At 66.6% G+C, this 25,268-nt stretch carries 22 protein-coding genes and 1 riboswitch; of the genes, 14 read left to right on the top strand and 8 right to left on the bottom strand.

Annotation, left to right across the window (positions count from 1 at the left end; translation table 11 throughout):
- Window positions 1-9: 9 nt before the first annotated feature.
- The 8 genes from AC5RWT_RS19040 to AC5RWT_RS19005 all read left to right on the top strand — a co-directional run bounded on the left by AC5RWT_RS19040 (window position 10) and on the right by AC5RWT_RS19005 (window position 9,890).
- Window positions 10-336: a sarcosine oxidase subunit delta gene (locus AC5RWT_RS19040; RefSeq protein ID WP_493968641.1), complete on the top strand. Its 327-nt coding sequence runs from the start codon at window positions 10-12 to the stop codon at window positions 334-336.
- On the top strand, window positions 333-3,263 hold the full coding sequence (locus AC5RWT_RS19035; protein WP_494081521.1) for a sarcosine oxidase subunit alpha family protein: 2,931 nt from the start codon (window positions 333-335) through the stop codon (window positions 3,261-3,263). Before AC5RWT_RS19040 ends, AC5RWT_RS19035 begins: the two co-directional genes overlap by 4 nt.
- A complete protein-coding gene (locus tag AC5RWT_RS19030; RefSeq protein ID WP_494081520.1) occupies window positions 3,256-3,885 on the top strand; it encodes a sarcosine oxidase subunit gamma in 630 nt (209 codons plus the stop codon). Before AC5RWT_RS19035 ends, AC5RWT_RS19030 begins: the two co-directional genes overlap by 8 nt.
- Window position 3,886: 1 nt before the next feature.
- Window positions 3,887-5,290 carry an L-serine ammonia-lyase gene (locus AC5RWT_RS19025; RefSeq protein ID WP_494081519.1) on the top strand — a complete coding sequence of 468 codons (1,404 nt, stop codon included), beginning with the start codon at window positions 3,887-3,889 and terminating at the stop codon, window positions 5,288-5,290.
- A gap of 78 nt (window positions 5,291-5,368) precedes the next feature.
- Window positions 5,369-6,232 (top strand): formyltetrahydrofolate deformylase, encoded by an 864-nt coding sequence (purU, locus tag AC5RWT_RS19020; RefSeq protein ID WP_494081518.1) that lies wholly within the window; start codon window positions 5,369-5,371, stop codon window positions 6,230-6,232.
- Between the two features lie 132 nt (window positions 6,233-6,364).
- The gene (locus tag AC5RWT_RS19015) at window positions 6,365-7,009 is read left to right on the top strand and encodes a TetR/AcrR family transcriptional regulator (protein WP_494081517.1); all 645 of its coding nucleotides are present in this window, start codon (window positions 6,365-6,367) and stop codon (window positions 7,007-7,009) included.
- On the top strand, window positions 7,006-8,664 hold the full coding sequence (locus AC5RWT_RS19010; protein WP_494081516.1) for an MDR family MFS transporter: 1,659 nt from the start codon (window positions 7,006-7,008) through the stop codon (window positions 8,662-8,664). Before AC5RWT_RS19015 ends, AC5RWT_RS19010 begins: the two co-directional genes overlap by 4 nt.
- 149 nt (window positions 8,665-8,813) lie before the next feature.
- Window positions 8,814-9,890 carry an LOG family protein gene (locus AC5RWT_RS19005; RefSeq protein ID WP_494081515.1) on the top strand — a complete coding sequence of 359 codons (1,077 nt, stop codon included), beginning with the start codon at window positions 8,814-8,816 and terminating at the stop codon, window positions 9,888-9,890.
- Here the strand turns inward: AC5RWT_RS19005 and AC5RWT_RS19000 are convergent.
- The 3 genes from AC5RWT_RS19000 to AC5RWT_RS18990 all read right to left on the bottom strand — a co-directional run bounded on the left by AC5RWT_RS19000 (window position 9,885) and on the right by AC5RWT_RS18990 (window position 14,075).
- On the bottom strand, window positions 9,885-10,763 hold the full coding sequence (locus AC5RWT_RS19000; RefSeq protein WP_494081514.1) for a matrixin family metalloprotease: 879 nt from the start codon (window positions 10,761-10,763) through the stop codon (window positions 9,885-9,887). The two genes, AC5RWT_RS19005 and AC5RWT_RS19000, sit on opposite strands and share 6 nt — an antisense overlap.
- Before the next feature lie 354 nt (window positions 10,764-11,117).
- A complete protein-coding gene (locus tag AC5RWT_RS18995) occupies window positions 11,118-12,221 on the bottom strand; it encodes a VIT1/CCC1 transporter family protein (RefSeq protein WP_494081529.1) in 1,104 nt (367 codons plus the stop codon).
- Window positions 12,222-12,554: 333 nt separating this feature from the next.
- Window positions 12,555-14,075, bottom strand: a complete 1,521-nt coding sequence (locus tag AC5RWT_RS18990) for a sodium:solute symporter family protein (RefSeq protein WP_494081513.1) — start codon at window positions 14,073-14,075, stop codon at window positions 12,555-12,557.
- Window positions 14,076-14,273: 198 nt separating this feature from the next.
- On the opposite strand from AC5RWT_RS18990, the gene AC5RWT_RS18985 reads away from it, so the two are divergent.
- The 5 genes from AC5RWT_RS18985 to AC5RWT_RS18965 all read left to right on the top strand — a co-directional run bounded on the left by AC5RWT_RS18985 (window position 14,274) and on the right by AC5RWT_RS18965 (window position 20,592).
- Entirely contained in the window at window positions 14,274-14,849 is a 576-nt protein-coding gene (locus tag AC5RWT_RS18985; RefSeq protein WP_494081512.1) for a helix-turn-helix domain-containing protein, read from the top strand.
- Window positions 14,850-15,101: 252 nt separating this feature from the next.
- Window positions 15,102-16,166: an agmatinase gene (gene speB, locus AC5RWT_RS18980; protein WP_494081511.1), complete on the top strand. Its 1,065-nt coding sequence runs from the start codon at window positions 15,102-15,104 to the stop codon at window positions 16,164-16,166.
- Window positions 16,163-17,878 carry a thiamine pyrophosphate-binding protein gene (locus AC5RWT_RS18975; RefSeq protein ID WP_494081510.1) on the top strand — a complete coding sequence of 572 codons (1,716 nt, stop codon included), beginning with the start codon at window positions 16,163-16,165 and terminating at the stop codon, window positions 17,876-17,878. The genes speB and AC5RWT_RS18975 overlap by 4 nt, the downstream gene beginning before the upstream one ends.
- Before the next feature lie 367 nt (window positions 17,879-18,245).
- Window positions 18,246-18,731 carry a MarR family winged helix-turn-helix transcriptional regulator gene (locus AC5RWT_RS18970; RefSeq protein WP_494081509.1) on the top strand — a complete coding sequence of 162 codons (486 nt, stop codon included), beginning with the start codon at window positions 18,246-18,248 and terminating at the stop codon, window positions 18,729-18,731.
- 217 nt (window positions 18,732-18,948) lie between these two features.
- On the top strand, window positions 18,949-20,592 hold the full coding sequence (locus AC5RWT_RS18965; protein ID WP_494081508.1) for an MDR family MFS transporter: 1,644 nt from the start codon (window positions 18,949-18,951) through the stop codon (window positions 20,590-20,592).
- A 156-nt stretch (window positions 20,593-20,748) separates the two neighbouring features.
- Here AC5RWT_RS18965 and AC5RWT_RS18960 read toward each other — a convergent pair whose 3' ends face one another.
- Window positions 20,749-21,177, bottom strand: a complete 429-nt coding sequence (locus tag AC5RWT_RS18960) for a very short patch repair endonuclease (protein ID WP_494081507.1) — start codon at window positions 21,175-21,177, stop codon at window positions 20,749-20,751.
- A 268-nt stretch (window positions 21,178-21,445) separates the two neighbouring features.
- Here AC5RWT_RS18960 and AC5RWT_RS18955 point away from each other — a divergent pair, with 268 nt between their 5' ends.
- The gene (locus AC5RWT_RS18955; protein ID WP_494081506.1) at window positions 21,446-22,390 is read left to right on the top strand and encodes an aldo/keto reductase; all 945 of its coding nucleotides are present in this window, start codon (window positions 21,446-21,448) and stop codon (window positions 22,388-22,390) included.
- Between the two features lie 130 nt (window positions 22,391-22,520).
- On the opposite strand, the gene AC5RWT_RS18950 is transcribed toward AC5RWT_RS18955, so the two are convergent.
- From AC5RWT_RS18950 to AC5RWT_RS18935, 4 genes are all read right to left on the bottom strand, one after another.
- Entirely contained in the window at window positions 22,521-23,441 is a 921-nt protein-coding gene (locus AC5RWT_RS18950; RefSeq protein WP_494081505.1) for a M23 family metallopeptidase, read from the bottom strand.
- A 4-nt stretch (window positions 23,442-23,445) separates the two neighbouring features.
- Window positions 23,446-23,635, bottom strand: a riboswitch (cyclic di-AMP (ydaO/yuaA leader).
- A gap of 149 nt (window positions 23,636-23,784) precedes the next feature.
- Window positions 23,785-24,399: an HNH endonuclease gene (locus AC5RWT_RS18945; protein ID WP_494081504.1), complete on the bottom strand. Its 615-nt coding sequence runs from the start codon at window positions 24,397-24,399 to the stop codon at window positions 23,785-23,787.
- A gap of 89 nt (window positions 24,400-24,488) precedes the next feature.
- Window positions 24,489-24,890 (bottom strand): GlcG/HbpS family heme-binding protein, encoded by a 402-nt coding sequence (locus AC5RWT_RS18940; RefSeq protein ID WP_494081503.1) that lies wholly within the window; start codon window positions 24,888-24,890, stop codon window positions 24,489-24,491.
- The gene (locus AC5RWT_RS18935) at window positions 24,809-25,066 is read right to left on the bottom strand and encodes a hypothetical protein (protein WP_494081502.1); all 258 of its coding nucleotides are present in this window, start codon (window positions 25,064-25,066) and stop codon (window positions 24,809-24,811) included. Before AC5RWT_RS18935 ends, AC5RWT_RS18940 begins: the two co-directional genes overlap by 82 nt.
- Window positions 25,067-25,268 lie beyond the last annotated feature (202 nt).

The following is a 25,268-nucleotide window of genomic DNA, read 5'->3' as shown; positions in this document are numbered from 1 at the left end:
AAGACCGCGATGCTTCTGATCGAATGCCCCTGGTGCGGGCCGCGCGACGAGACCGAATACCACTACGGCGGCCAGGCACACGTGGCCTACCCGGAAGACCCGAACCAACTGAGCGACGCGGAATGGGCCAGGTTCCTCTTTTACCGCGCCAACCCGAAGGGCCTCTTCGCCGAACGCTGGGTGCACAGCACCGGCTGCCGGCGCTGGTTCAACGCGGTGCGCGACACCGTCAGCTATGAATTCAAGGCCGTGTACAAGCCCGGGGAGAAACCACCGATCGACGTCGGAGGCCTCGCAGGTGCCAAGGCCCAGCCAGCCGAAGGAGGAGCGAAATGACCGCCCCCAGCAACCTCGCCAACCAGTCCCAGCGGCTTGCCGCACCCGACGCCGCTGCCCGGATCGACCGGAACAAGCCGCTGAACTTCACGCTCGACGGCGAACCGTACACGGGCTACGCCGGGGACACCCTGGCCTCCGCGCTGCTCGCGGCCGGCAAGGCCACAGTGGGCAACTCGCTGTATCTGGGCCGTCCGCGAGGCATTATGTCAGCCGGCGTGGAAGAGCCCAACGCCCTGGTCAAGGTCAGTGCCCGCTACGCCGGGCACGTTGACGAGTCCATGCTGCCGGCGACGGCCCTGGAGCTGACGGACGGCATGGACGCCAAGCTGCTCAGCGGCCTGGGCCAGCTGGATCCCCGGACCGACGAGGCCGTCTATGACCGCAAGTACGTGCACACCGATGTGTTGGTGGTCGGCGCCGGACCGGCCGGCCTGGCCGCCGCCCGCGAAGCAGCCAGGAGCGGCGCGCGCGTGATCCTGATGGACGAGCAGCCCGAGGCCGGCGGCTCGCTGCTGTCGGGCCGCGGCGAGACCATCGACGGCCTGCCCGCCCAGGAGTGGGTGGCCCGGACCGTCGCGGAGTTGTCCGCCGCCGAAGAGCTCACCTACCTGCCCCGTACCACGGTGTTCGGCAGCTACGACAGCAACTTCATGGTGGCCGTCCAGCGCCGCACCGACCACCTGGCCGGTGAACTGGGAGCCGGTGTCTCCCGCGAGCGCATCTGGCACGTCCGCGCCAAGCAAGTGCTGCTCGCCACCGGCGCGCACGAACGTCCCATCGTCTTCGCGAACAATGACCGGCCCGGCATCATGCTGGCCTCCGCCGTCCGCAGCTACCTCAACCGGTACGCAGTGGCCGCCGGCAACCAGGTGGTCATCGCCACCAACAACGACTCGGCTTACAAGCTGGTCGCCGACCTGTCCGCGGCGGGCATCAAGGTCGCCGCCGTGGTGGAGGCGCGGACCGGGATCAGCGCCGACGCCGCGGAAACCGTGCGCACGGCCGGCACCCGAGTGATCAGCGGCAGTGCCGTGGTGGACACGGAAGGCAAGAACGACGGCGGAAGGGTCAGCGCCGTCGTCGTCAGCAGTTTGGATGCCGAAGGGCAGCTGACCGGGGAACCGGAAACGATCGACGCTGACCTGCTGGCGGTCTCCGGCGGCTGGAATCCGGTGGTGCACCTGCACAGCCAGCGCGAGCGCCGCCTGGCCTGGAACGACGAGCTGGCGGCCTTCGTGCCCGGCCACGCGGTCAAGGACCAGCAGACCGCCGGCGCCTGCAACGGCACCATGGATCTGGCCGGCAGCCTGCAGGAAGGTGCCGCCGCCGGCGCCGCAGCGGCCGACCGCGCCGGCTTCAGCGTAGACCCGCAGATCCCCGCTGCCGCCGCCGAAATATTCTCCCCGATCCGGCCCCTGTGGCTGGTACCTGCACCCGACGGCGAAGCCGCCGGGTGGAAGAACCACTTCGTGGACTTCCAGCGTGACCAGACGGTCGCTGACGTGCTGCGTTCGACCGGGGCCGGCATGCGCAGCGTGGAGCATGTGAAGCGCTACACCTCGATCAGCACCGCCAACGACCAAGGCAAGACCTCCGGCGTCAACGCCATCGGCGTCATTGCCGCGGCGCTGAACAATCCCGACGTCGGAAGCATCGGCACCACCGCCTACCGCGCCCCCTACACGCCGGTGGCGTTCGCCGCCCTGGCCGGCCGGCAGCGCGGGGAGCTCTTCGATCCGGCGCGGCTGACCTCGATCCACCCGTGGCACGTCGCCCACGGCGCCCTGTTCGAGGACGTCGGACAGTGGAAGCGGCCCTGGTACTTCCCGCAGCCGGGCGAGGACATGGACGCCGCGGTCCTGCGCGAATGCGCCGCCGTCCGCGAATCCGTCGGCTTCATGGATGCGACCACCCTGGGCAAGATCGAGATCCGCGGCAAGGACGCCGGCGAGTTCCTGAACCGGATGTACACCAACGCATTCAAGAAACTGAAGCCGGGCCTGGCCCGCTACGGACTGATGTGCACCCCGGACGGCATGATTTTCGACGACGGCGTGACGCTGCGCCTGGACGAAGACCGCTACTTCATGACGACCACCACCGGCGGTGCGGCCAAGGTGCTGGACTGGCTGGAGGAGTGGCTGCAGACCGAATGGCCGGAGCTGGACGTCGTGTGCAACTCGGTCACGGAGCAGTACACCACCGTCGCCGTCGTGGGTCCCAAGTCCCGCGCGGTTATCGCCAAGCTGGCGCCCGAGCTGGACCTGGACAACGATGCTTTCCCGTTCATGGCGTTCAAGGAAACCACGCTCGCCTCCGGGATCCCGGCGCGAGTCTGCCGGATTTCGTTTTCCGGCGAGCTGGCATTCGAGATCAATGTGTCCTCTTGGTACGGCCTGAAGGTCTGGGAAGACGTGGCCGAGGCCGGCGCGGAGTTCAACATCACCCCGTACGGCACCGAGACCATGCACGTGCTGCGCGCCGAGAAGGGCTTCATCATCGTCGGCCAGGACACTGACGGCACGGTCACCCCGCAGGACGCCGGGATGGAATGGGTGGTGTCCAAGGCCAAGGACTTCGTGGGCAAGCGCTCCTACACCCGCGCCGACAACCTGCGCGAGGACCGCAAGCAGTTGGTCGGGGTCCTGCCGGTGGACAAGTCGTTCCGCCTGCCCGAGGGCGCCCAGCTGGTCAACCAGGGCACCCGCATCGCGCCGGCCGAGGCACCGGTGCCGATGGAGGGGCACGTGACCTCCAGCTACCACAGCGCCGCGTTGGGCCGCAGCTTCGGCCTCGCCCTGATCAGGAACGGCCGCAACCGCATCGGCGAGACACTGCAGGCGCCCATCAACGGGCGCTTGGTGGACGTCGTCATCGCAGAACCCGTACTTTACGACCCCGAAGGGAGCCGTCGTGATGGCTGAACAGGTCATGACCGATATTGCAGCACTGCGCCGCAGCCCGCTGGAGCACTTGGCCGAGGCAATCCGCCAGGGCGCCGTCACCGGCGAACGTGGCGTCAGCCTGCGTGAAATCCCGTTCCTGAACATGGTGGGCCTGCGGGCCGAACCGGGAACGGCGGGCGCCAAGGCGCTGGAAGCCGCCGCCGGGCTCCCGCTGCCGGCCGGCCATGGCGAGGTCGCCGGCAGCGCCGACTCGACCGCCATCCTGTGGCTGGGGCCGGACGAGTTCCTGCTGGTCGGGCCCGAAGGCACGGACGCCACGGCGGACCTGACCGCTGCCCTCGGCAGTGAGCCAGGCGCCGTCGTCGATGTGTCCGCCAACCGCACCACGCTGGAATTGTCGGGGCCATCGGCACGGGCCGTGCTGGAGAAGGGGTGCCACGTTGACCTGCATCCGCGGGCTTTTGCACCCGGTACCGCGGTGCTGACCCAGCTTGGCCCGGTGCCGGTGCTGCTGTGGCAGACCGCGGAGCAGGACGGCGGCCAGGTCTACCGGATCATGCCGCGCGCCTCGTTCGCGGATTACACCGCCCGCTGGCTGCTGGATGCCATGACGGAGTTCGCCTCGCCCGAGGTCGATTGAAATGGCACTGAGCGCGCTGGACCTGTTCTCGATCGGCATTGGACCGTCCTCGTCGCACACGGTGGGTCCCATGCGGGCCGCCCGTCAGTTCGCCGAGTCGCTGGCGGCCGACGGGCTGCTGGGTGCGGTGGTTCGGGTGAAATCGGAGCTGTTCGGCTCGCTCGGTGCCACCGGGGCCGGCCATGGATCGGACAAGGCAGTGATCCTGGGCCTGCAGGCCGAGGAGCCGGAGACGGTTGACCCGGATGCCGCGGATGCTCAGGTGGAGGAGGCGGTGGCCGGACGGAAGCTGCGCCTGGCGGGCACGCATTTGGTGGAGTTCGACCGGGCGGCCGACGTGGTCCTGCACCGCCGCCGCTCGCTGCCGGCGCACCCCAACGGCATGACCTTCACAGCGTACGACGCCGGTGGCTCACCGCTGCGTGAATCCTCCTATTACTCTGTGGGCGGCGGATTCGTTGTGGCGGCCGAAGACGCCGCCGGTGCAGGGAGTGCAGCCGCGGCCGCGGAGCGGCTGCCGTACCCCTTTTCCACTGCTGCTGAGCTGCTGTCCCGCTGTCGGGAAGCCGGAACGTCGATTGCCGGCATAATGCTGGCCAACGAGCTCACCTGGCGGAGCGAAGCGGAGCTGCGGGCAAACCTGTTGCGCATCTGGGACGTGATGCAGGAGTGCGTGGAAAACGGCTGTACCCGCACCGAGGAGAGGCTGCCCGGGTCGCTGTTGGTCCGCCGTCGTGCGCCGGGACTGCGGCGGAGGCTGCGTGCCGCCGAGGCGGAGCGTGTTGAGTCAAACACCCCGAACGCCGACCCGCTGTGGGCGATGGAGTGGGTGAACCTGTACGCGCTGGCGGTCAACGAGGAAAACGCGTCCGGCGGGCGGATTGTCACGGCGCCCACCAACGGCGCGGCCGGAATCCTGCCCGCAGTGCTGCACTACTACACGAGGTTTGTGCCCGGCGCGGATGACGACGCGGTGGTGGATTTCCTGCTGACCGCCGCAGCCATCGGCATCCTGTTCAAGACCAACGCCTCGATTTCCGGGGCCGAGGTCGGGTGCCAGGGCGAGGTGGGGTCGGCCTGTTCAATGGCCGCCGGTGCACTGTGCGCGGTGCTCGGCGGGACCCCGGAGCAGGTGGAAAACGCCGCCGAGGTCGGAATCGAGCACAACCTGGGCCTAACCTGCGATCCGGTGGGCGGCCTGGTGCAGATACCCTGCATCGAACGCAACGCCATCGCCAGCGTCAAGGCGATCAACGCCGCGCGGCTGGCGCTGGCCGGCGACGGCGACCACCGCGTGTCCCTGGACATGGCCATCAAGACCATGCGCGATACCGGGGCGGACATGATGTCCAAATACAAGGAGACGTCCCGCGGCGGGCTGGCCGTCAACGTCGTCGCATGCTGAACCGCGGATACAACGACTTCCTTCCGGCGGCAGTCCGGACTGCCATGACACAACGCCAGACTGAAACGGGGTAGCAACATGCCGAACCACCAAGAACACATCCTGACCCTTGACTGCCCCGAGCGGCTGGGCATTGTCCATGCAGTCTCCGGATTCCTGGTCGAGCATGGCCAGAGCATCCAGGAACTCAAGCAGTTCGACAACCGGCGGGACGGGCATTTTTTCATGCGCACCGACTTTGCCGGGGAGGACGGCGAGGCCACATCCACCGAGCAGCTGCGCGAGGCCTTTGCGCCGCTGGCCGAGCGGTACGGCATGGCATGGCAGCTGGAGCCCAAGGGCCGCAGGCGGCGGGTGCTGGTGATGGTGTCCAAGTTCGGACATTGCCTCAACGACCTGCTCTTCCGTTCCCGCATGGGGGAGCTGCCGGTGGAGATCGTCGCTGTGGTCTCCAACCACCTGGACCACAAGGGGCTGGTGGAATGGCATGAAATTCCGTACTACCACGTGCCCGTCACGCCGGAAACGAAACCAGCCGCCGAAGCCGAGCTGCTGCAACTGATCGACGCCTACAACGTGGAGCTGGTAGTGCTGGCCCGCTATATGCAGGTCCTCAGCGACCACCTGAGTCGGGAGCTGACCGGCCGCACCATCAACATCCACCACTCCTTCCTACCCAGTTTCAAGGGCGCCAAGCCTTATCACCAGGCGTACGACAAAGGCGTGAAGACCGTGGGCGCCACAGCTCACTACGTCAACGCCGAGCTGGACGAAGGCCCGATTATCGCCCAGCAAACGGTGGAGGTCGACCACACCTTCGGCCCCGAGGACCTGGTCGCTGCCGGCCGCGACACCGAGTGCAGGGCCCTGACGAACGCGGTCAAGTGGCATTGCGAAGGCCGGGTGATCCTGCACGGCAACCGCACGGTGGTGCTGCGGTAGTCCGCGAGGGGGATGGGTGACGATCGGCTCCGACGAGCTGCGAAATCCCTCCGCGATGTGACGTTCGTTAATCTTTTGCAGGAGTGCAAGTTTGCACTTGTGTAAGCACCCGGCCGCTGGCACACTGGTTCGGTGAGTCAACCAAATTCCCTGCGCGAGCGCAAGCGTGCCGAGTGCTGGTCTGCGCTGCACGACGCCGCGGCGGAAGCGGCGCTGGAGGACGGCATCGAGAGCGTCACGGTCGATGCCGTCGCGCTGTCCGCCGGGGTTTCCCCGCGCACGTTCTTCAATTACTTCCCGTGCAAGGAAGACGCGGTGCTGGGCCTGCGGGAACCGGTGCTTGATGAAGCCATGCTGGCTGAGTTCGACGTCCGGGCCAACCTGCTGGACGAGGTGGGGAAACTGATGCTGGCGGTCATGCGCTCCATCCAAGGCGGAGACGACGCTACCCGGCACCAGATCCTGCACAAGTACCCGCACCTGCTGCACCGCCGCGTCCAGTACGTGGTCAAGGTGGAGCAGCTGGTCACCGCTGCCGTCGCCGAACTGCTCGCGGGCTCCGACCGGCTGGCGGACGCTGAACGGATTTTGGCCTCACACCCGGTCGGCGGGCAGTACACCGCTGATGACGCTGCCCGCATGCTCGTCCTGACGGCAGGGGCCGCACTGCGCTTTGCCATGCAAAAGACCATGTCCCAACCCACCCTGGAATCGCAGACCGAGGCGCTCGAGCACAGCTTGACCCTGCTGCGTACAGTCCTGAAGGAATCTGAATGAAGAACGAGAGCCAACAGGCGCAACAGCGTCCCACGGCATCCAAGCCGGCGCACCATGGCCACAGCCATGGAAACCTGCTGTTGGTATTCGCTGCGCTGATGATGGCCATGTTGCTGGCCGCCCTGAACCAGACCATTCTGGCGACCGCACTGCCCACCATCGTGGGCGAACTCAACGGCGCCAACCTGATGCTGTGGGTGATCACCGCCTACATTCTGGCTGCCACGGTCATGATGCCCATCTACGGCAAGCTGGGCGACCAGATCGGCCGCAAGTATCTGCTGGTCGGTGCGATCGTCGTGTTCCTGATCGGCTCGGTGATCGGAGCCTTGGCGCCCGATATGGGCTGGCTCATTGCCTCCCGTGTGGTCCAGGGCCTGGGTGGCGGCGGGTTGATGATCCTGTCGCAGGCCGTGATTGCCGACGTGGTTCCGGCCCGCGAACGCGGCAAGTACATGGGCGCCATGGGCGGCGTCTTCGCGTTCTCCTCCGTCGTCGGCCCCTTGCTGGGCGGCTGGTTCACCGAGGGTCCGGGCTGGCGCTGGGCCTTCTGGTTCAACCTGCCCGTGGGCGTCCTGGCGCTGATTGGTGCGTTGTTCTTCCTCAAGTCCCGCCCGGTCACCGTGAAGCCGAAGCTGGACTTCTGGGGCATGCTGCTGATGGCGGCGGCGACCACCGGACTGGTTTTGGTGAGCAGCTGGGGCGGCAGTACGTTCGCCTGGTCGGACCCCGTGCTGATTGGGCTGATCGTCGCCACGGTCCTGGCCGCCGTCGGGTTCGTGCTGGTGGAGCGAAGGACCGCCGAACCGATCATCCCCATGTCCATGTTCCGCGACCGCAACTTCATCATGACGACCATTGCGGGCCTGTTCGTCTCGGTGGCCATGTTCGGTGCCTTGGGCTACATGCCTACGTACTTCCAGATGGCCATCGGTGTGTCCGCGACGGTGGCCGGGCTCCTGATGATTCCCATGATGGCGGCCCTGCTCGCGTCGTCCCTGTTCTCCGGTGTCTTGGTTTCGAGGACCGGCCGCTACAAATGGATGCCGGTGGCAGGGTCCGCTGTGATGGCGGTGGCCCTGCTGTTGATGTACTTTGTGCATGCAGACACAGGGGTTTGGGTGCTGTGCCTCTACCTGGGCCTGCTGGGTCTTGGCCTGGGACTGAATATGCAGATCCTGGTGCTGATCGTGCAGAACTCCTTCCCGCTGCGGCAGGTCGGCACCGCGACGGCGGCGAACAACTTCTTCCGGCAGATCGGTGCCACGCTCGGTTCGGCCGTGGTCGGAAGCCTGTTCGCCCACCGGCTGGTGGACCTCCTCAACGACCGGCTTCCGGCCGCAGCAGTGGCCGCCACCGGTGGCGGCAATTCGCTGACACCTGACATGGTCGCCCACTTGCCCGGGCCGGTGCACGACGTGATTGTCGCCTCCTACAACGAAGCGCTGATGCCGCTGTTCCTCTTTATGGTGCCGTTGGCCTTGGCTGCCACCGTGCTGTGCCTGTTCGTGGTGGAAAAGCCGCTGGCCACCACGCTGGAACCAGACGTCATGCCGGAGGCCATCTCCGAAGGGAACGTGCTGATTACCGCAGAAACCGAGGGCAACCATCCGGCGAACACGGACCTGCGCGCGGCTGAAGCCGGCCGCAGGTAGCACCGGGAGGGGCCGGCCCCGCCGGAACAGCCGATCGTGCCGCGGGGTGGCCCAGCTCCAGTCGATCCGCCGGTGGCGTCACGGGCACGGGCAAGCTGATCGGGCCTCCGCGGGCGGGCAGCCTGGGGACCGATGGTTATGCTGACTGCATGGGTACGTCAGCGGTACTGCATAAGGAGCCGCGCGTCGTCGAGATTGAGTCGCTCGAGCAGTTCGACCGGCTTATCGCCAGGGCGCCGCGTGCCCTGGCCGCGCGCGACGGGAACCAGAACCCGAGCGGGGGAGGGCAGCAGGCCGCGGGACCGACGCCGGGCGGGGGACAGCAGCCTCCCCGAAGACCGCAGTCAATGCGCGGCTGGCATTTTCAGTCAGTGGATCTCACCGGCCGCACGGAGGCCCTGCGCAGCATGGACCCGGCGGGCGCGGTGTTCTTGGGGTGTGCCTTCGAAGATGCCACCGAGCACTGGCTGCACCGCCAAGGCGCGCTGATCTTCCCCACGTTGCCCGGTATCCCGTTCGACCAGTACCGCGGCCAGCCCTACACCGCCGCCGAGCTCTACAGTGGGCTGGAGACGGGGCCGTATGAAGCGACACTTGATGCGCGGGTCTACGCCTGGTCGTCGCGGTCTGCGATCCGGCGTGACGTCGATTCAACGTTGGCGGCCAGCCTGCATGACCACGCCATTGGCGATGCCCTGGAAGCTCTGTTCTCCACGGAGTTCGCGGGCAAGCGCGTGGTGGGAGTAATGGGTGGGCACGCGGCCTCGCGGGGCAGCGCACTTTACGACGACGCCGCCCGCCTGGGCAGACTCCTCGCCCAGGCTGGGTACGCCGTGGCGACCGGCGGTGGGCCCGGCGCGATGGAGGCGGCCAACCTGGGCATCCCCACCTGGAATTACGGGCATGAACCGCCCAACATGTTCGCCACCCACATTGCCAAGTACTTCGGCAACGCGGTCCGCGAGGCCGTGCTGCTGCAGCGCTGCGACGGCGGGATCGTGTTCCTCCCGGGAGTCGGCGGCACCGTGCAGGAGATTTTCCAGGACGCCTGCGAGAACTACTACGCCACCCCGGAAGCCCTTTCGCCCATGGTGCTGGTGGGGCGCAAGTACTGGACCGAGGAGCTGCCGGCCTGGCCGCTGCTCCAGGCGCTGGCCCGCGGGCGGGATATGGAGCGGGCAGTGCATCTGGTGGACACGGTGGAACAGGCCATGGACGTCCTATAGCTCGGGCACGCACTCGCCCTTGCCCAGCGACGACAAGCCGGTGAGGTCGCCGTCGGCAAAGTTCAGGATGTCGTGTGAGGCCTGCGCGTACATCAGCTGGGTAGGGTCATCCACGTGGTCCAGGCCGATCACATGGCCCAGCTCGTGCATGATGATCGCACGGGCGGCGTCCGTGCCCCGGGGGGAGCCGAGCAGCTGGCGGAACTGCGGTGTGTCCAGTTCGATCTGGCCGGAAACGTAGGCGGCGGCTCCGCCCCGCGAGGCCCAGCCACTGCCGCCCAAGCCGATGGTCGGGCCGGCCAAGGTGGGGCTTTGTTCGGGGTCGGACCAGGCAATGAGCACCGGTGCCCAGCGCTCGCCGTAACGTTCGGGTTGGTAGGACCTGCGCTGGTCCGTGGGCCGTTCGGTGGTGGTGCCTTCGTAGATGAACTGCAGCCCGGTGGCCTCGGAGACCTCCTCCACCGCCTGGTGGACAAGATCTTCGCTGTCTGCGAGAGCGTCCGCAGCACCGACCACGTACCGTACCGGACGGCAAGGATCGTACGCGATGTAGTCCTGGCCGGTAGCCGGCGAAGCCAGGAAACGGTAGGAGTTGCTCTCCTCACGCAGCGGCGCGGGTGCCCCCAGCGGCTCCTCCGCGGCGTCGACTCCCGACGGCGGGAAATCACCGTAGCCCGGACCCTCCACCTTCGGTCCCCGGTCGAACGGAACACCGTTGAGCGCGGCGGATTCGCTTGATTGCAGCGCCGATGCGTGCCGTGGCTGAGCCAACCAGACAAACGCCCACGCCACCAGGGCAACAAGAGAGGCGAGCAGGATCAGCTTCCCGAACGGCGACGGGCCGCCGTGCGGCCTCGGTTGGGGCGTTGCCACGCTCCAAGCCGGCGGCGGCAGGTAGGTGGGTGGCTGCGTATATACAGTCCGCTGCCTCGCTGCCGGATTGATCCAGACAGGCGGCGACATGCCGTCGGCGTCCGCGTTCTGCCGACCCTCCGCGTCGGATAGGACCCACCGCGGCACGCGTCCGGTCCTGGATCTGGGCACAGGCCGACCCGAGCCCGGTTCATGGCCCGGGCCGTCGGACGGTGGCCAACTCATGGTCCCCCTCGGCGTGGCGGACAGCGAGGCTGCATTGCCGCGCTTGCCTCAGACTAACGAAGCCCCGAGACAAACGGTAGGCGTCCCCCCGCACTTCCTGCGGGGGAACCGGTCGGCCCTGACGGCGAATCAGACGGCCGTGGTGCCGAACAGGGAGCCCAGCAGGTAGGTGGCCAGGGCAGCCCCGAAGCCGATCGCCAACTGCCGCAGCGCACGCTTCACAGGGGAAGCCCCCGACAACAAACCAACGATTCCGCCGGTCACCAGCAGCGCCATACCGACCAGCACCAGTGCCAGCACCACGGCCGCGGTGCCCTGCATGCCGAGGATGTAGGGCAGGATCGGCACTAGGGCGCCGGTGGAGAAGAACAGAAAACTGGACACGGCGGCATTCCAGCCGGTGCCGATCTCCTGATAGTCGTTGGCGTACGTTTCCGGCGGCTGCAGCGACAGGCTCGGGTCGCAGTCACAGTCCAGATAGCCCATGCGTTCGGCGGCCCGATGTTCTGCTGCGTCCTGGGTCATGCCGCGCGCCCGGTAGACCAGCACCAGTTCGTTGGCGTTCAGGTCCAGGTCGGGTGCAGCCTGCAGGGTGATCTGAGTGGGACGCGTGGCCGAGAGCAACTCGCGCTGGGAGCGCACGGACACGTATTCGCCGGCTCCCATGGATAGCGCGCCGGCGAGCAAGCCCGCGACGCCGCTGAACAGGATGAAGCCGCTGGACACTCCCGTGGCACCGATGCCCATGATCAGGGCCAAGTTGGAGACCAGTCCATCGTTGGCGCCGAAGACTGCGGCGCGGAAGTTACCGGAGAGCCGTGCCCGGCCGCGGGTGGCCAGGCCGCGGATGACCTCTTCGTGGATCAGCTCATCGGCGGCCATGGCCTCGGTCGCCGCGGGTTCCTTGGCGTAAGGGGAACGGCTTTCGGCCCGCTGCGCCAGAGCCAGCACGAACACGGAGCCGAAGCTGCGGGCCAGGAACCGCAGCACGGTACGGCGCAAGGACGGGCGCAGCCGTTTCGCCGCGTGCTCGCCCAGCAGATCCCGCCAGTGACGTTCATGGCGGCCCTCCGCGTCTGCCAAGGCCAGCAAGATGTCGCGCTCTTCGCCGTCGCGGCGTCTGGCCAGGTCGCGGTAGATGGCGGCTTCGGCACGTTCATCCGCCAGGTAGCGGCGCCACAGGCGTATATCGGATGACGACGGCGATGCGTGGCCGGCGGGTCGGGGTTCCATGGGGGCGGGGCCGGCTGGATCGGGACTCGTTGTCACGCTGCTCCTGAGTCGGACCGGAGACGGTTCGATGATCTCCGGTCAGTTAGCTGTCAACTGACCGAAGGTCTCGCTCGCCTAGGCGCAGGCTTGGATGGTACCGTCCCTGCGCGCAGGTGGACTGCCGGGCCGCACTAGCGGCCAGTATGTCGACAGGCCTCCACGCCCATGCGCGTAGTCGCGCGGCGGTGGAGCTACTCCCCTTCGCAGCCTCCATTGTAGCCGGTCTGCGGGTGCGGCCGTGCCCCGGACTCCTGATCGGGTCCGGGGCACGGGGGAGCGGCTCAGTAACCGTCGTTAGCGGGTGGCAACCTCGCCCGGTCCCTCGACCGGAACTTCCTCCGTTGCCAGGCCGGCTACCCGGCGGTCCCAGGCCTGCCGGACGGCTGCGTCGGTGGGCCTGGTGAGAAGCGACACCGCCACATAGACCACTGCGGAGGCGATCAGGCCGTAGTAGATGGGCTCGTTGGCGTAGACGCCGGCATACGGTTCCTCGGCGTTGACTTCCAGCACGATCATGGTGGTCAGCGTGACAATGGTGCCGGCTGCCATGGACCACGCGGCCCCCAGGCCGGTGCCCCGCTTCCAAACCAGTCCACCCAGAATTGCGACCAGCAAGCCGCCGACCAGGATGTCGTAGGCAATGGTCAACGCAGCGACCACATCCTGGACCACGATGGCCAGCAGGATCGAGACCGCACCCAGGCCGAAGACCCACCAGCGGTTGCCGGCCACGTCGTGATCGGAGTTCTCGTGGTCATAGCGGACCTGCTTGCCAAACCAGGAGGCCACAAACGGGACCACGTCGGCTCGCGCCACTGTTGCCGCGGCGATCAGGCAACCGGACGCCGTCGACATCATGGCGGCGACGGCAGCGGCCAGCACGATGCCGCCGATGCCGATCGGCAGCAGGTTCATGGCCACATCGGCGTAGACATCGTCCTTTACCTCAATGGCGGGCAACACCACGGAAGCCGCCATGCCGATCAGGGCGCCGGCTGCGCCGTAGAGGATGCAGTAGACGCCGGCCGCCGTTCCGCCCCAGCGGGCGACTTGCGGGTTGCGGGCGGTGAAGACGCGCTGCCAAATGTCCTGGCCGATCAGCAGGCCCAGGGTGTACACCACGAAGTAGGTAATGATGGTCTGCGCGCCGATGCCGGTGAGCGAGAAGAACTCAGCATCGACCCGGGTGCGGATGCCGTCCAGTCCGCCGGCGGCCGACCAAGTAAGAGGCAGCATGAGCAGGAAGACGCCGATGGTTTTGATGACGAACTGGGCCATGTCGGCCAGCGTGATGGACCACATGCCGCCGACCGTGGAGTAAATCAGCACGATGGCACCGCCGACGGCGATGGACAGCCAGCGCTCCCAGCCGAAGAGCACTACCAGGATCGTGGCATATGCTCCGGTGGACGTGGCACAGAGCATCAAGGTGTAGGCGAGCATGACGATGCCCGACACTTTGGTGGCATGCACGCCATAGCGCAGGGTGAGCATCTGCGCCACGGTGTAGATTTTCAGCTTTTGCAGCGTCGGAGCGAAGAGCAGGCTCAGCAGCAGCACGCCGGCGCCGATGGCGACCACCAGCCACATCCCGGAGAGGCCCCACTTGTAGCCCAGGCCCACACCGCCCACGGTGGAGGCTCCGCCCAGCACGACGGCGGCCATAGTCCCGGTGTAGAGGAAGGGGCCGAGGCGGCGGCCGGCCACCAGGTAATCGCTGGTGTTTTTGGTGCGGGACTTCCCCCACCATCCGAAGAGCAGCATGGCGGCCAGATAGGCCACCACAATCACGACGTTGACGATTTGATTGTCCATGGGCACTCCAAGGGAGAATAACGAATAGCGCGGGAAGAATGCGCATAAATTGCCTCTGAGGCAACAAGTGTTGAGTGTTAAGCTAATTGTGACTTGCGGCACGAGTCAACTCGACCCGTAACCGCGTGGTTGCCAGGTGCTCGGAGCCACCCCCCGCGCGCACCTCCCACCACGCTCTGCACCGAAAAAGGATGATTAGTGAAGGCACTGCCAGTTGAACCCAGCAATGATCCGGTAGCTATTGGCTCGCGGATCCGTGCGGCGCGCCAGGAGCAGCGCATGACCATCGAGCAGGTGGCGGATTCGACGGGGCTTACCAAGGGGTTCCTGAGTCGGGTGGAGCGCGACCTCACGTCCCCGTCAGTGGCATCACTGGTCACTTTGTGCCAGGTGTTGTCCATCTCCATCGGCGATCTGTTCTCCCTGCCGGAAACGCATCTTTCGCGCGCAGGGGAGGGGCCGCGCATCAATCTCGGCGGCGAAGGCATCAAGGAGGAACTGCTGACCGCCCGCCACGAGCGCCGACTGCAGATCATCCGAGCCGTCATCGCACCGCGCGGCCGGGGGGAGGCGGACCTTTACTCCGTGGACTGCGACGTGGACGTTCTCCACGTGATTACGGGCCGCATCACCCTGATCTTCACCTCTGAGCGCTACGAACTCGCCGCAGGCGACACTATTTCCTTCTCGGGCCGTGAGCCGCACACCTGGATCAATGAGACCGACCAAGAGGCTATTGTCACCTGGACCTTGGTTCCGGCCGCCGCGCGCTAACCACCACGAGCACCGGCACCTTGACTGTTACCGGGACCACAAATACCATTTCAGGCAACAGATGTTGCACATAGGACAACAGTGTCTGCCTCCGACGCCATCCTGCGCTCGGCTGAAGGCGGCGGCGGACGTCGTCCGCTGCACCGGACGACGGACAGCGGAGGCAGGCGGCCACGCCGACCGCTGAAGGCCACGTCGGACGCGGGCCCGCATCCCAAACGGCGCTGCAGGCGCCAGCATCGAAGGAGAACCATGGAAGAGCTTCGTGTGGAAGCCAACGGCCATCTCGGCCCGATCGATTCGTCCCGCATCCCGCGCTATGCCGGCGCCGCCACCTTCGCCCGGTTGCCCCGCTTGGACCAGGTTCAGCAGGCAGACATCGCCGTCGTCGGCGTTCCCTTCGATTCTGGTGTTTCCTACCGCCCGGGTGCGCGCTTCGGCGCCAACCACGTGCGCGAAGCCTCGCGGCTGCTGCGCCCTTACAACCCGGCCTGGGACCTCAGCCCGTTCGAGGAGGTGCAGGTGGCCGACGCCGGCGATATGGCCGTCAACCCGTTCAACATCAATGAGGCCATCGAAACCATCCAGCAGAACGCGCTGGACCTGACCGCCTCCGGCACCAAGCTGGTCACCATCGGCGGCGACCACACCATCGCCTTGCCGCTGCTCCGTGCAGCCGCCGAGCGGGCCGGCGGCCCGGTCGCCATGCTGCATTTCGACGCGCACCTAGATACCTGGGACACGTACTTCGGCGCCGAATACACGCACGGCACTCCGTTCCGCCGGGCGGTGGAGGAAGGCATTTTGGACACCGAAGCCATCTGCCATGTGGGCACCCGCGGTCCGCTCTACGGCAAGAAGGACCTCGACGACGACCACCGGTTCGGCTTCGGCATCGTCACCAGCGCCGACGTCTACTACGAGGGCGTCCGCGACGTCGTGGCAAAGCTTCGCGACCGGATCGGCGACACTCCGCTCTACCTGTCGGTTGACATCGACGTGCTGGACCCGGCCCACGCACCGGGTACCGGAACCCCCGAAGCCGGGGGCATCACCAGCCGTGAACTCCTGGAGATCATCCGTGGCTTCCGCGGCATGAACCTTGTCGGTGCCGACGTGGTGGAGGTGGCCCCCGCCTACGACCACGCGGAAATCACCGGGGTGGCCGGCAGCCACGTCGCCTACGAACTGGTGTCGCTGATGGCCGACAACGCAGCAGGCAGCGGTTCCGGCAACGGCTATGCCGCCCAGGCGTTGAAGAATGCCCGCCCCGCCGTGCACAGCGGCTATGGGTCCGATCAGGAGACCTTCAAATGACGGCGGCAAAGGGCGGGGCGGTGCCCAGCGGCGGGGCTGCCCACGCCGGGCCGGCGCAACCGGCGGTGCGCAACGGCGGGGACCTCGTCGTCGAAACCTTGAGTGCCTTGGGCGCGACGACGGTGTTCGGCATCCCGGGTCAGCATGCCCTGGGTTTGTTCGACGCTTTGTCCCGGTCCACGTTGCGTTTCGTCTCCTCCCGGGTGGAGAACAACTCCGCGTTTGCCGCTGACGGATTCTCCCGGGCCACGGGCGACGTCGGTGTGCTCTTCCTGTCCACCGGGCCGGGTGCGCTGACGTCACTGGCCGGACTGCAGGAAGCCTACGCCACGGGTGTGCCGATGGTTGTCATCGCCAGCCAGATCCCACTGGAAGGCCTGGGCGCCCGCCGCAAGGGCATGCTGCACCAACTCGACGATCAAAAGGCCTCGGCGGCCAACGTCACCAAAAGCCAGCGGCTGATCCAGCATGCTTCGGGCATCCCGTCGGCCATCCAGGACGCGTGGACCGAGGCGATCTCCTCACCGCAGGGACCGGTGTGGGTGGAAGTTCCGCAGAACGTCCTGCTGGATCCGATCATGGTGCCTCCGGTGGAAGATGCGCTGGCCGAGGCGTTCGACAACCCGCCGCGGACCGAGCTGGTGAAGGAGGCGGTGCGCTGGCTCTCGGACGCCACGCGCCCCGCTATCATCGCCGGCGGCGGCGCGCGCCGTGGCAAGGCCGAACCGTGGCTGCGCTCCATTGCGGAGAAGCTGCGGGCCCCGGTGGTCTGCTCGCCGGGCGGCAACGGTGCGTTCCCGTGGAACCATGAACTCTCGCTGCAGTCCTGGGTGGAGGACCGGTACATCACCGACATCCTCGAAGATGCCGACGTCCTGGTGGTGGTGGGTTCGTCGCTGGGCGAAGTGACCAGCAACTACTTCACGATGGAACCGCGCGGCCGAATCATCCAGATCGACGCCGAACCGCGGGTCCTCGAATCGAACGGTCCCGCACTGGGCATCCGCGCCGACGCCGGCCAGGCGCTGCAGGCCCTCGACGAAGCCCTCTCTCGCGCGCAAGGCAATGCGCCGGACTGGCACGGTCAAACCCCCGAGCAGCTGGTCAAGGACTCCCTGGCCAAGGTGCAGGCCCGGCTCGACGGCCAGGACTTGGCCAAGGAACGGGCCTTCATGGCGGACATCCGCGAGGCGGTCCCCGACGACATGCAGACGTTCTGGGACATGACCATCTCCGCCTACTGGGCCTGGAGCTGCTGGGACGCGCGTGAGGGAGAGTTCCACTCCGCGCAGGGAGCCGGCGGCCTCGGCTACGGTTTCCCCGCCGCCATCGGCGGCAGCGTTGGGCTGGCCAGCCGCGGAAAGCCCGCCCGCGTGCTGGCCGTTTCCGGCGACGGTTCGGCCATGTATTCGATCAGCGAGTTGGCCACCGTCCGCCAGCACAACCTGCCGGTGACCTGGCTGATTGTCGACGACGGCGGCTACGGCATCCTGCGCGAATACATGGAAGGTGCGTTCGGCCGGGCCACGGCCACGGAACTGGCCCGACCCGACTTCGTGGCGCTCGCGGAGTCGTTTGGCGTACCGGCCCGCAGGGTCGCACCCGAGGGGATCCGTGCCGCGCTCGAGGAAAGCTTCGCCGCGGAGGGACCGAACGTCGTCGTGGTGGAGACGCTGCTCAAGATGTTCGCCCCCACCCATTTGGGGGACTGAGACCCCCGGCAGATCAACGGCAGGCCGATGATGGCCCCTCCGCCCACCGAGAATCGTCCGGTGGGGGGAGGGGCTTTCGCATGTCGAAAATCGTCCGGGGTGGAGGGGCTGTTGCATGCCGAGAATCGTCTGCTAGGTGGAGAGCTTTCGCATGTCGAAATCGTCCGGGCCGGACAAACTGTCGCATGCCGAAGATCGTCCGCTGGGTGTCGCATGCCCTCAAGCGGTGGCCATCGCTGACCAGCACAGCCTTGCCCCCCCCGACTGCCCACGCGCGCGAAAATCCCTATGCAGGATCAATTTAGTTTGCTGACACAACCAATTCCCGTTATAGTTGCTTTAGGCAAATATAAAGATGAGGTGCGTCATGGCTGTTGAATCCGAAACCGCCCAAGAGCTGGTAGCAGGTGTCTTTTCCCTGCAGCGGTCTCTACGGGCGGCTGCACACCACATGGCCGACCCGTCCGGCCCTGGTTTCGCGCTGCAAGGCGTGATGCGGATTATTGGTGAGGCGGGGGAGCTGCGTGCCACCGAGCTGGCCGCCAAGCTGGGCATCGGTCCGGCGGCGCTGAGCCGCCACATCACGGACCTCGAGGCTTCCGGGTTCGTGTCGCGGCGCCCGCATCCCGACGACGGCAGGGCGTCGTTGATCTCGCTGTCCGCGGACGGCGAGGCCAGCATGCGGGCCGAGGCGTTGCGCCGGGCCGCCCTCATGCAGAACATGCTCGGCGACTGGACCGAAGACCAAGCCCGGTCCGCCATTACTGCTGTCAGCCGCCTCGCCGAAGCCCTCCATGCATCAATCCTGTCAACGAAGCCGGGAACCCGCCGCTACGAACCAGCAGGAGTCTGATCCATTGCACAAACCCACATCACACGCGTCTGCGCCCGGCGCGCTCCTTGAGGACGGTACTCCCGACAGGTCCTCGGCACGCGCCGGATCTGTGCCGGCCGGCCCGTCGCTCGCCGGACCCGCGCCTGCCGGCCCGTCGCTCGCCGGACCCGCGCCTGCCGGCCCGTCGCTCGCCGGACCCGCGCCTGCCGGACCCGCGCCTGCCGACGGTGACCTGATGAGCCACCGGCAGATCCTGCAGGTCCTCACTGGCCTGCTGGCCGCTTTGTTCACAGCCATGCTCTCCAGCACGATCGTGGGCAACGCCCTGCCCACGATCATCGCTGATCTGCACGGCACCCAAACAGACTTCGCGTGGGTCGTGACGGCCGCGCTGCTGGCGAACGCCGCGACCACGCCAATCTGGGGCAAGTTCGCGGACCTGTACAACAAGAAGCTGCTGGTCCAGCTGTCCATCGTCATCTTCGTGGCAGGGTCGGTTTTGGCCGGGTTCGCTCCGGACATGACCACCCTGCTGGCTGCCCGGGTGGTCCAGGGCACCGCGATGGGCGGCCTCACTGCCCTGGTCCAGGCGATCATCGGCACCGTTATCCCGCCGCGCGAACGCGGCCGGTACGCGGGCTTGATGGGTGCAGTGATGGCGGTGGCCACCGCAGGTGGCCCATTGTTGGGCGGCTTCATCGTTGACAGCCCGCTCGGTTGGCGCTGGACCTTCTTCGTCTGTGTCCCGCTGGCCGTCATCGCCTTGTTCATGCTGCAGAAAACGTTGAAGATCGGCCATGAACGACGGCAGGTCAAGATTGATTGGCTCGGTTCCGTCCTGCTGACGGCCGGCGTGTCCATCCTGCTGATCTGGGTTTCCTTCGCCGGCCAACCCGGCTACTACGACTGGCTCTCCGGAACCAGCGCGCTCCTGGTGGGCATCGGCGTCGTGCTTCTGGTGCTGTTGGTGTGGGTCGAGTCCAAGGCGTCCCAGCCGATCATTCCGCTGAAAATCATCACCGAACGCACCACCGCGCTGTCCATCATCGCTTCCATCTCCGTGGGCGTGGCCCTGTTCGGCTCCACCACGTTTGTGGGTCAGTACTTCCAGGTGGCCCGCGGAGCGACCCCGACCGAGGCCGGTCTGCTGATGCTGCCGATGATCGCCGGCAACCTGATCGGCGCCACCGTCTCGGGCCAACTGATCACCCGCTTCGGCAAATGGAAGCGCTACCTGGTCATCGGAGCCGTCCTGGTGATCGGCGGCACCGGTCTGGCCGGTACCCTGGACCACCAGACGGAGTTGTGGAAGGCCGGCATTTATCTGTTCGTGCTCGGTTTGGGCATGGGGCTGCTGATGCAGAACCTGGTGCTCGGAGTGCAGAACACCGTGCGCGCCAAGGACATCGGCGCAGCCAGTGCCTCCGTGGCCTTCTTCCGCTCCTTCGGCGGCGCCATCGGCGTATCCGTGCTGGGGGCCGTGCTCGCCGGTCGGGTCAACACCCTGGCCACGGGCGGCATGAAGGAGGCCGGTATCCCGGTATCGGGCGAAGGGACCGGTGCCACCCTGGATCTGGCGGCCTTGCCGCCGGCCGCCGCGGACGTCATGCGGGAGGCCTATGGGGACGCGACCGCCCTGATCTTCCAAATTTCCGCCGCCATTGCCGTGGTAGCGCTGATTGCGGTGCTGTTCATCAAGGAGCGGCCGCTGCGCCGCACCATTGACATCAAGCCGACCAGCGGGAGTCCAGTGGAGCCCGGCCTGGTCGGCGGGGCGGAACCGGTCATGACAGGCTCCGTCGCGGTGGTTCCTGCGGGCGCCCAGCGCACACACACCGGGCCGCAGGACGTGAGCCCGGGCGCGGAACACGGAAAATAACGACGACGGATCGCCGCGTCTTCGGTAATTCCCATTAGAGGCGCGGCGGTCCTTCTCCGCGTGGGCGGTGCGGGCCACGGTGCCCGGGCGGTAGGGCGGTACGGGCCCTGGTCCGTGGGACCCGGGCCATGGGCGAGCAGGGGTTCTCTGGGCCGTTCAGACCAGGAACGCGACCAGCCTGTCCTCAAGCGCAGCAAGGTCGTCGGCTTTCTTGAACTCGCACTCCCATACCGTGAGCACCTGCCAGCCGGCTTCCTGCAGAGCTGCCCGTTGGGTTTCGTCCCGCGCAGCCGTGCGCGACCGCTTGGTGGCCCAGAACTCGGCGTTCGACGTGGGTGCGTGCTGGCCGGCCTTGCAGTCATGGGCATGCCAGAAGCAGCCGTTGACGAAGATGACCTTGCGCCGTCCCGCGAAGACCAGATCCGGTTTACCCGGCAGTTTTTTGCCAGCCGCGCTGCCGTGCAGGCGGTAGCGGTACCCTCGCGCATGCAGCAGTTTGCGGACCACAAGTTCGGGTTTGGTGTTCTTGCCGCGGATCTTGGCCATGTTCACGCTGCGCTGCTGCGGGGTCAACGAGTCGGCCATGCTTAAAGACTAGGCGGACCGGCCGTATGAGCGTAACGCCGTTCGCCTCGCGCTCGGACACCTCTGACCACCAGCCATGGTCCCGCGCGACAGCCTCTGATGTGGTCCATCGGGCCACCATGCGCCGTGTTTTGCATCACTCGTGAGGGGCGAGTGGCTAAGCCGGGCGGGCACGTGAGCCTTTGAGCGTCAAGGGAATGCGGCTGCCGCTGCTACGTTAAACGATAAAGCGGCGACAGGCCGCACTGCCCTTTCGAAAGGACCTTCGATGCGCTTGATCGGCACTTCGGACATCAAGATCTTCCCGCTCGCACTGGGGGGTAACACCTTTGGCTGGACCTCCGACGAGTCCGGCTCACAGCAGGTGCTCGATGCCTTCACCGAGGCCGGCGGCAACTTCATTGACACCGCGGACAGCTACTCCGCATGGGTTCCGGGAAACCGCGGGGGCGAATCCGAGGAGATCATCGGCCGCTGGATGGCGGACCGGAAAAACCGCGAATCGGTGGTCATTGCCACCAAGGTCGGCGGACATCCCGAGCTCCAGGGGCTGTCAGCGGTGAATATTGCTGCTGCGGCCGAGGCATCGCTGCAGCGACTGGACACCGATTACATCGACCTCTACTACGCCCATTACGACGACGAAAGCACGCCGCTGATCGAGGCGGCCGCCGCCTTCGACGCCCTGGTGAAGGAGGGCAAAGTCCGCCAAATCGGGCTCTCCAACCTGTCCCCGGAGCGGATTGCCCAATGGATCGACACCGCCCAGCAGAATGGCTTCGCGCTGCCCGTCGCCCTGCAGCCGCAGTACAACCTGGTGGCCCGCAAAGACTACGAACTTGGTTACGCTCCGCTGGCCCGGGAATACAACCTGTCGGTCTTCCCGTATTTCTCGCTGGCCTCCGGTTTCCTGACCGGCAAGTACAGCACGCCGGAGGACGCCGGCAGCAGTCAGCGTGGCGGCATGCTCGGCGGATACCTGACCGACGAAGGATTCGCTGTGGTCGATGCCTTGGAGGAGATCGCCGGCTCGCGCGGCATTTCCATCACGACGACGGCGCTCGCCTGGCTGCTCACCAAGCCCGGCATCACCGCACCTCTGGCAAGCGCCCGCACGCCCGAACAGCTGCCGGACCTGCTGTCGGCCCCGGATGTGGAGCTGACCGCCGACGAAGTCGCCGCCTTGGACCGCGCGTCCCAGCCCTTCGCCTGACGCCTGCCTAACGGCGCCGGCCCTCAGCACGACGGATGCCTGACGGACGGCTGACCTTAACGACGACGGCGATGCCCCACATGGGAACATCGCCGTCGTTCGAGGCGGACGCTCCGCCGCCGAGAGGTGGTTACAGCCAGCCGGCGGGATCCACGGTCTGGCCGTCCTTGACCACTTCAAAGTGCAGGTGGCAGCCAGTTGAGTTGCCGGTGGTGCCCAGCTGGCCAATGGTCTGGCCCTGGGCTACCTTCTGTCCCAGCGAGATGCCGATGGACTGGAGGTGGTTGTAGGTGGTCCGCAGGCCATTGTTGTGCTCGACCACAATACGGTTTCCGCCGCCGCCCACCTGGAAGCCAGCCTCGACGACCTTGCCGCCGTCGGATGCGTGGACCGGAGTGCCGCACGCCATCGCGTAATCAATTCCTGTGTGCAGTTCCCCGGCAGCGCCCGTAATCGGGTTCATGCGGTAACCGAACCCGGAGGTCTGGTTCATGTTCGGGATCGGGGCGGCCAGCTTGCCCGTCGAGAAGCCGGCAGTCCTGGCCTTGGCTGCTTCCGCAGCCTTCTTGGCCGCGGCTGCGTCTGCTGCCTTCTTCTTGGCTGCGGCTTCTGCCTTGGCCTTTTTCTCCGCCGCAGCCTTCTTTGCTGCCTCGGCCTTCTTGGCGGCGGCAGCCTTTTCATCGGCCTTCTTCTTCTCGGCAGATGCGGCGGCGACCTGCTCGCCTTGCTGGGCTGCCGTGCCGGCGACCTTGGCCCGGTCAAACCGGAGCTCGGCCTCCTGAGCGGCCTTGACTTCCACCGGGCTCTGCTCGGAAGCGCGCTCGGAGCCGGGTAGTTCCCCTGAGCCGCCAGCTTGGGCGACCGGCAGGGCGATGGCGGTTAGCATGCCGGCGGCAATCGACGCCACGCCGATCTTGCGGGCGATCGAGCGGGCCGCGGAGGGCGTTTCCGCACGGCGGCGGCCATTGGTGCCACTCGTGGAACGGGAGATTTGGGACAGGGTACTTGTGCGGGTGTCGGAACGGCGACGCCCGCGCTCAGGGGTGTGCACAGGGGTTTCCTCTCGTTCGCCTGCGAAGTTAGCTGTCGGATTCGAGCGAGAGTTCACTCGGTCCTGCCAGCAGTCGACCCCGAAGGCGGGCTTCGGAAAACGTGGACTGCCGTTGAGGACTTCACCCCGAGGTGCCCCCAAGCACCGCAGATGGTTCCTCCGCCCCTGCCTTCGATCTAAAGCTCGATACGTCTGGTCCGCTGGCAGGGTTCGACGGGCGGACCAGGTGCCTACCTACATAGATAAGAACATGTTCAAAAGTACCGGAGCGACACGCGGTGTTACAAACTCGTTATCAGTGTTCCTTGTCACCAGAAGTGCAGTGTGGTTGCCACTGCTACCGCTACTCCATCAGCCAGGCTGCGGTCTTCGTGCGGCCGGAGATCTCATTGCGCTCTCCGGCCCGCACGGGCACTCCGGGTGGAAAGTAGCCGAGCCGCCGTGCTTCCAACCGCTGCCGGACCACGGGCGAGGGAATCGATGTCCCTTTCTTCCGGGCGCAGCCTTCGCAGGCCGCCACGAAGTTGGACATCACCGTGGATCCGCCCTTCTTCCACGGGTAGAAGTGGTCGCCGGTGGTGGCCGGATTCGGACAACGAAGGCACCGGCCAACCTCAAGCTCGCACTGCCCGCCGGCGCGGGCCACGCCCTCGCGGCGCTGCTCCTTGGTAAACCTGCGCACTGGATCCCGCCGGCGCAGGTCGCGGGAGCGGCGGATACGGGCGGCGAAGGCCACGATCAGCAGGAGGAGGGCAGGGGGCGCGACCCAACCGACCACCGGCCAGGCCGCCATGAGCAGCACGTCGTAACCCCCGCCGCTGAGCAGTTGCCGGATCCCGGCCAGCAGACCGGTAGACCAAAGGGCTGCGAGAGTCGCGTAGACCAGCCACGCCAATGCCGCCACGAAGACCCAGAAGGTGATCCGCCGCGACCAGTAGATCATCGCCAGTTCGGACATCACCCATCACCACCGGGCTATGGCAGCCCCAGGCGGCCGGACCGGTCACATCGGCAAATCGCGACGGACCAGCCGGAGCAGCCTCAGGACTACAGCGCTGCTGCTCCCGACTCCGCGACGGACTGGTCCTGCTCGCCGGAGCCGCCGCTGACACCGATCGAACCGATGACGTGGCCATCGCGGGAGAGCGGTATGCCGCCGGCGAAGATCATGATCCGGCCGTGGTTGCTGGCATGGATGCCGTAGAACTGGTTCCCCGGTTGTGCGTTGTCACCCAGGTCCTTGGTCTGGATGTCGAACGCCCGGGAAGTGAACGCTTTGTTGATCGAGATGTCAATGCTGCCCAGCCAGGCCCCGTCCATCCGCACATGCGAGACAAGGTTTCCACCGGCGTCGGCCACGGCAATGTTCATCGGCTGACCGATTTCGGCGGCCTTGGCCTCTGCAGCAGCAATGACCCGGCGCGCGTCTTCCAGAGTGACAGTGTCCATGTTTGCTCCTCGATAGAAGGCCCCTGCAAGGCCTGGGTGATGTAACCGTTGGGGTAGAGCACGTCTTTGATGACGGCACCGGCGTCAAACCCTGCACAGCCTTCCGATGCAATGTCCAGCGGGATGACTTCGACCTTGCCGGTTTCTTTATAGACCACTGCTCGATTGCTGCTCATCGGGGATCCTCTGATCCGGACCGGAGTCAAGGGTGGTTGGTGCCCACCGTAGTCCTGTTGGCCGCGGGCTGGCTAGGGACCTGTTCTGCGGGCGATTCCAACCGGCCCCTTGTGGCCCGCAACGCTATCCGCAAGGGTGGACCCCATGGGAGCGAACGCAGCAACGGGCCGGGAGCCGGGCGCCGACGTCATCGTGGTGGGC

The organism is Arthrobacter sp. Dra40, assembly GCF_059091905.1.
This window is presented reverse-complemented; position numbering and strand designations above follow the sequence as displayed.

What these genes read in the sequence shown, in the direction of transcription:
- AC5RWT_RS19040 (WP_493968641.1), top strand. Translation starts at nt 10, where the DNA reads ATGCTTCTGATCGAATGCCCCTGGTGCGGGCCGCGCGACGAGACCGAA.
- AC5RWT_RS19035 (WP_494081521.1), top strand. Translation starts at nt 333, where the DNA reads ATGACCGCCCCCAGCAACCTCGCCAACCAGTCCCAGCGGCTTGCCGCA.
- AC5RWT_RS19030 (WP_494081520.1), top strand. Translation starts at nt 3,256, where the DNA reads ATGGCTGAACAGGTCATGACCGATATTGCAGCACTGCGCCGCAGCCCG.
- AC5RWT_RS19025 (WP_494081519.1), top strand. Translation starts at nt 3,887, where the DNA reads ATGGCACTGAGCGCGCTGGACCTGTTCTCGATCGGCATTGGACCGTCC.
- purU (WP_494081518.1), top strand. Translation starts at nt 5,369, where the DNA reads ATGCCGAACCACCAAGAACACATCCTGACCCTTGACTGCCCCGAGCGG.
- AC5RWT_RS19010 (WP_494081516.1), top strand. Translation starts at nt 7,006, where the DNA reads ATGAAGAACGAGAGCCAACAGGCGCAACAGCGTCCCACGGCATCCAAG.
- AC5RWT_RS19005 (WP_494081515.1), top strand. Translation starts at nt 8,814, where the DNA reads ATGGGTACGTCAGCGGTACTGCATAAGGAGCCGCGCGTCGTCGAGATT.
- AC5RWT_RS18995 (WP_494081529.1), bottom strand. Translation starts at nt 12,221, where the DNA reads ATGGAACCCCGACCCGCCGGCCACGCATCGCCGTCGTCATCCGATATA.
- AC5RWT_RS18990 (WP_494081513.1), bottom strand. Translation starts at nt 14,075, where the DNA reads ATGGACAATCAAATCGTCAACGTCGTGATTGTGGTGGCCTATCTGGCC.
- speB (WP_494081511.1), top strand. Translation starts at nt 15,102, where the DNA reads ATGGAAGAGCTTCGTGTGGAAGCCAACGGCCATCTCGGCCCGATCGAT.
- AC5RWT_RS18975 (WP_494081510.1), top strand. Translation starts at nt 16,163, where the DNA reads ATGACGGCGGCAAAGGGCGGGGCGGTGCCCAGCGGCGGGGCTGCCCAC.
- AC5RWT_RS18970 (WP_494081509.1), top strand. Translation starts at nt 18,246, where the DNA reads ATGGCTGTTGAATCCGAAACCGCCCAAGAGCTGGTAGCAGGTGTCTTT.
- AC5RWT_RS18965 (WP_494081508.1), top strand. Translation starts at nt 18,949, where the DNA reads ATGAGCCACCGGCAGATCCTGCAGGTCCTCACTGGCCTGCTGGCCGCT.
- AC5RWT_RS18960 (WP_494081507.1), bottom strand. Translation starts at nt 21,177, where the DNA reads ATGGCCGACTCGTTGACCCCGCAGCAGCGCAGCGTGAACATGGCCAAG.
- AC5RWT_RS18955 (WP_494081506.1), top strand. Translation starts at nt 21,446, where the DNA reads ATGCGCTTGATCGGCACTTCGGACATCAAGATCTTCCCGCTCGCACTG.
- AC5RWT_RS18945 (WP_494081504.1), bottom strand. Translation starts at nt 24,399, where the DNA reads ATGTCCGAACTGGCGATGATCTACTGGTCGCGGCGGATCACCTTCTGG.
- AC5RWT_RS18940 (WP_494081503.1), bottom strand. Translation starts at nt 24,890, where the DNA reads ATGGACACTGTCACTCTGGAAGACGCGCGCCGGGTCATTGCTGCTGCA.
- AC5RWT_RS18935 (WP_494081502.1), bottom strand. Translation starts at nt 25,066, where the DNA reads ATGAGCAGCAATCGAGCAGTGGTCTATAAAGAAACCGGCAAGGTCGAA.